We start from the raw sequence: 6,204 nt of genomic DNA, 5'->3' as shown, positions 1-6,204 counted from the left end.
GGATTAGAAGAAGATAAATATATCGCATCTTCGTGGCAAGCAATGTTACCAGAATTAGAAACAGCCCAAGAAGTATTAGGAAATGAAAAAGCAACACAGGCAGAAGTAGATGAAGCATGTGATGCATTAACAAGAGCATACTTGAACTTAAGATTAAAACCAAATAAAGATTTATTGGCGGATTTAATTAATAAGGCAAATGGGTTAAATGGTGCAAGTTATACGGCTAATACATGGGCAGTAGTAGCAGATGAAGTAATAAAAGCACAGGCAGTATTAGAAGATCCAGAAGCAAGTGAGGCAGAAGTAAAAGCAGCTCATGCAGCTTTAACAAAAGCCCTTGAGGGATTAGAACCAGTAAAAGCTGGAGATACAACAGCAAGTGTAAAAACTGGAGATAACAGTTTAACTGGAATCTTTGCAGGATTAACAATGTTAAGTTTAGCTGGACTAAGTTTACTAAGAAGAAAAGAAGATTGTTAAATATAAATAATTAAAAATGATAACGCCATAACTTTCTAAAAAAACTTATGGCGTTATTTTGTTTATTTTTATACATCTGTTTAAATTATTTCTATGTAAACATATTTTGTAATAGAAATGCAAGATAATATTGGCAGTTTAGTAAGTAATTTATTTGGTGTGGAAAAATTAAATATATTGATAATTATTATTTAGTATACTAAAATATAATTAAAATTATTGCATTTTTGAAACTGAAAATTCAATAAAAATGTAAGCGTTAACATGAGGCTTGGGGGTGAAATTCTTAAAATAATATTTTAAATAGTATATCAGTTTTGTTTAAATAATTTTATTTTTAAAACGTAATAATGGGAAAGTGAGGATTTTTATGAAAAAACTATTTTCTATACTGTTGACAATGATGATGGCATTTTCTGCTATTACACCATTATCTGTTCAGGGTATGGAATTTGAAAGTACAGTTATTAGTGATCTTTCAATTCAGGGATTACGAGATATAGGGAATTTGGAAGTGGGTACAAAGACACATGTGTTTGTAACTACATATCCAGAAGAAGGAGTTGAGTTATTAGTTGAGTCTGAAGATTCATCAATAGCTAATGTATCTTTAGATGAAAAAACAATAGTTGTACAGGCAAAGAAAGTAGGAACAACAACAGTAGAAGTAATTGCAAGAAAAGGGGATAAAATAGAAAGTGGACAGTTTATAGTTCAAGTTATTGAATCAGTTTATAAACAAAGTTCACATATTGAAGTAAATATTAATGAAAATGATTGGCGTTTTAGATTAGAAAAAGATATGGAAAAAGTACCTGCTAGTCAAACTGTTCCTAATGTAAGTGATAATTGGGAACATGTACAAGTACCACATTGCTGGAACAGTAAAGATGGTGCAGATGGTAACAATGATTATGTAAAAGGTAAGGGCTGGTATATTAGTAATGTAGATTTTACAGTTGATACTTATGAAAATAAAAATATTTATTTAGAAGTGCAAGGAGCTTGTAAGATTACTGATGTATACATAGATGGAAACTATGTAGGTCAACATGAAGGTGGATATTCTAACTTTAGATTTGACATTACTGATTATGTAAAAAAAGATGGTTTAACTCAAATAGCATTATGTGTAGATAATCGAGTTAATTCATTAATGCCATTATCAGGAGATTTTACAGTATTTGGTGGTTTATATCGTGATGTTAATATTATTGCAGTAGATGATAGTCATTTTGATTTATTGGATCATGGTAGTGAAGGAGTATTGATTAATCAAGCTGTAATTGATAATGTAACTAAGGATTCTACTGTTGAAGAAGTTTTTAGCAATGGTGGAAAAATTAATATTGATGCAAGGGTTGCTGTCAATAATGGTGAAAAAGCATATATGCAAACAGTTGTATATGATGCAAATTGGAGTGAAGTTACAAGCAGTGAAAAAATTGAAATTAATGGTACTGGTGTAATTCAAAATATAAATGAACAAGTTATTGTAAATGATCCACATTTATGGAATGGAGTTGCGGATCCATATCTATATAATGTAAAAGTATTTTTATATGATGAAAGTAATAATTTAAAAGATATTGTATATAAAAAGATTGGTTTTAGATTTTATTATGTTGATGAAAATGAAGGATTTTTCTTAAATGGAAAATCATATCCATTGCGTGGAGTAAATAAACATCAAGACCGCATGGACAAAGGATATGCAGTTAGTAAAAAAGATCAAGAAGAAGATATGGCAATGATTGCAAATATTGGAGCTAATGCATTACGTTTAGCACATTATCAACATGATGAATATGCTTATGAATTAGCTGATATATATGGTATTTGTGCATGGGCAGAAATACCATTAGTTAATAGTATGACTGCAAGTACTCATTTTACGGAAAGTACTAAAAATAATCTAGAAGAGTTAATCAAACAAAATATATCACATCCATCAATTATTGTTTGGGGAATTCATAATGAACAGTGGCCAAATAATGGTGGAAGAATTAATACTTTATTACGTGATTTATATGAATTATCTCATGAGTTAGATAATTCTCGTTTAGTTACTGTTGCAACTGCTCAAAGTCAAAGCGCAGCATTAAGCTGGCAATCTGATGTTAGTGCATGGAATAAGTATTTTGGTTTATATGAATCACAAGATGTACGTTATTTTGGAACCTGGTTAGATCAGGTAAAAGAATATGCACAAAGCCATGATAGTATTAATGTTACAGATGAAAGTACTGGTGAAACGATTAAAGTCAATGTAAATGGAAAAATTGGGATGAGTGAATATGGGGTTGGAAGTAATATTGAATATCATGAAGAAAACCCTGGATATCGAGTAGGAACAGGTTTTGATGCATATCAATCAGAGGAGTTCCAATCACAATGGCATGAAATTTATTATAAGGCAATTGAAGAACGTCCATGGTTATGGGGTACTTTTGTATGGAATATGTTTGAATTTGGTTCTGATAGTCGTAGTGAAGCGGGTAGAAAAGGAATTAATAATAAGGGAATGGTTGCATATGATCGTACCTTGAAAAAAGATGTATTTTATTTTTATAAGGCTACATGGTCAAAGGATCCAACTTTACATATAACAAGTAAGAGATTTGAAAATCGTTTTCAGGATGTTATTTCAACTAAAGTATATGCAAATATGGATGAAGTTGAATTGTTTGTAAATGGTATTTCTCAAGGTGTTAAAACAGCTAAAGAAGTTGAACAGCATAAGTTTATGTGGGATATAACTTTGCAATCAGGTGAAAATCATGTTGTTGCAATAGGTAAAAAAGATGGTAAAACATATGTAGATGAAACAACATGGAATCGAAAGTTACATGATACAGTTTCAATTTCTTCAAATCTATATAATTTTACATATGTAAATGATGAAAATAGTACTGTTTCAGGAATTCCAGCAGGTACTAAAGTTCAGGATTTTAAAGGTAATGTAAAGTTATCAAATGGTACTAGTATTGAAGTATACAACAGTGATAAGAGTACTTTGTTAGATGATAATACATCTATTAGCTATGATATGTGGATTAAGGCGATTAGTGAAGATAAAGAACATTTTGTTTGGTATAGAGTAATTGTTCAGCCTATTTCCAGAAATAAGCCAGTAATTGTTGAAAATGAAAAAAGTGGTGAACCAAAAGAAAATATGGTTGATGGTAAAACAAGTACAACATGGAATTCTGGAGTAGCCCTATCTGCACAATCACCACAAAATGCAATTATTGATTTACAAGATTTATATTATGTATATGATACGAATGTATTATGGTGGGATCATGATACAAGTCATCGAACATTTACATATTCTATTTACTTAAGTCAAGACAATGTAAATTGGGTTAAAGTTATTGATCAAACTAAGAGTAATGATCAAAGCAGTGGAATGAGTTGGACTAATCGTAGTTTTGCTCCTCAATTAGCTCGTTATGTAAAAATAGAGGGGCTTTCTGCTACAAATTCTGTAGCTTCAATGTATATTCGAGAAGTTGAAGTACATGGTTTTATGTTGAAGAGTGATGTATATCGAGTTGATAATGCTAATGCAAAAATAAAGGGCTGGACAGATGCTACAGTTGAGGATTTATTAAATAATTTAATTGTTGAGGGAAACTTTGATAAAATTTCAGTTATTGATCAAGATGGTAGTATTGTAAATGGTGGTAAACTTAATGCTAATATGAAGGTATTAATTAGCATGGGTGATGAAGATATTTGTTATACTTTAGAAAGAAGCGGGTTAGATGCTACACCAATTTCTCAAAATAAAAAGGTAATTGCTTTTGAAGGGATAGATAGTGATGGTGTAAGTAAACCTAATGAAGATGTTTTAGAAGGTGAAAATGATCTTGTTCATGGTAAAAATTATGCTCCAGCACACTATATCAATGATGGAAAGCTTGATACAAGATGGAGTGGGGCAATGAATGCTGCTCATGATAAAGCTATTTATCCAGCTAAAGTATGTTTTGATTTAGGTGCTAGGTATAACTTAAATCATTTAGATTTAACTTTCTTTGGGGGAACTACTCCTCATGATGAAAATAAGGTGAATCGTTATTATACATATAAAATTTATGCTTCTGATACTTTAGATGTTTTACAACAAGAAATAGTTGATGAAAAATATTTAATTGTTGATGGTAGTGATAATATTGATAAAAAAGAAAATCATGTAATAAAAGATTTAAGTGCAAAAGGTCGTTATGTTTTATTAGTAGTTGATGGTAAAAATACAAGTTATGCTTATCATGCTCCTAGTGTTTGGGAAATGGAAGTAGAAGGTTATCAAATGAGTTCACCATTATATGATATTGATGAAAATAATTATATAGTTAGTGGTGTAAATGTTGGAACTACAGTAGAAGAATTTTTAAATCAATTAGAAATTGATGGTAATGCAAAAATAAGTATTGTTGATGGTAATGACAAATTAGATAGTCAAGATTTAATTTATGAAGGTGTTACTTTAGTTGTTGAAAGCTTAAATCAAGGAACTAAGGATTCATATACATTATCATTTGTTGATAGTAGTACTGCACCTATTTCTCAAAATAAACCAGTTCAGGCATTAGCAACAGAAGAAGAGGTAGATGGTAAAATTGTAGCTAATGAAGATGTTTCAAAAGGATTTGTTGCGACAAATATTAATGATGGTGATGTAAATACAAGATGGAGCGGTGTAATGAATGCAGCTCGAACTCAAAGTTATTATCCAGCTACAGTTCATTTAGATTTAACTGAAAAAGCAGATACAAATGATTGGTTCTATCTTACAGGAGTTACTATTGATTGGTTTAATTCAGCTTCAAAACGTTCTTATCAATATGAATTACATGCTTTAAATCCAGTAGGAATAGCTGGTGGATATGATCTTGTAAATAATGATAATACTGTTCAAGATTATACTGAACATTGGGTAGATGGGAAAACTGCACAAATTAAAGATATGTCATTAACTGTAAATAGCTCTAGTTTAAATCAATCATATATACCTGCTGTAGCAAAAGAAATAAAGGTATATGGTTGGCGTTTAAGTGGAAGTATAGTTGATGAAAGCAGTGCAACAGTTAAACTTGATGATAATTCAATTAATGTTGCTAAACTTATTGCAATGTTACAGCCAAAGGGGAATTGTGTTGTGGAAATACAAGATGATAAAGGAAATATTAAAAACAATAATGATTTAATTAATCAAAATGATAAAGTAGTTATAAAAGATATTCGTGATCAAAAATTTATTTATGCTATTAAATTATCAAACAGTTTAGATTTATCATTGTTAGAAAAGCTATTAACTACTTGTAACCAATTACAAGAAAGTGATTATACAAGTGTTAGCTGGGCAGAATTCAAGACCGCAATGGATAATGCTAAAGAAGTATTAGAAAAAGCAGATGCAACACAAGAAGAAGTAGATAATGCAGTAATTGTATTACAAAATGCTAAGGAAGCTTTAGTAAAAGCTGAGGTAACAGTAAATAAAACAAAATTACAAATAGCTGTAGATTTGGCAAGTAATGTAACTGAGGAAGATTTAGATAAAGTAGTACCAGCAGTAGTAGAAGAATTCAATGCAGCATTAGCTGAAGCAAATACAATCTTAGCTAATGATAATGCAACACAAGAAGAAGTAGATACATCATTTGCAAGACTATCAGTAGCAATGCATATGTTAGAATTCTTAAAAGGTGA

General features: G+C 30.3%; 2 protein-coding genes. Both read left to right on the top strand.

All coding sequences use genetic code 11. The annotated features are described in order from the left end of the window. A partial coding sequence (locus BMW96_RS13595; RefSeq protein ID WP_143050763.1) for an LPXTG cell wall anchor domain-containing protein occupies nucleotides 1-483 on the top strand: 483 nt, incomplete at its 5' end. Nucleotides 484-853: 370 nt separating this feature from the next. Further along, nucleotides 854-6,204: glycoside hydrolase family 2 TIM barrel-domain containing protein (locus BMW96_RS13590; protein ID WP_092357082.1), on the top strand; the 5,351-nt coding region annotated here is incomplete at its 3' end.

This window comes from Thomasclavelia cocleata (assembly GCF_900102365.1).
Taxonomy (GTDB): Bacteria; Bacillota_I; Bacilli_A; order Erysipelotrichales; family Coprobacillaceae; genus Thomasclavelia; species Thomasclavelia cocleata.
This window is presented reverse-complemented; position numbering and strand designations above follow the sequence as displayed.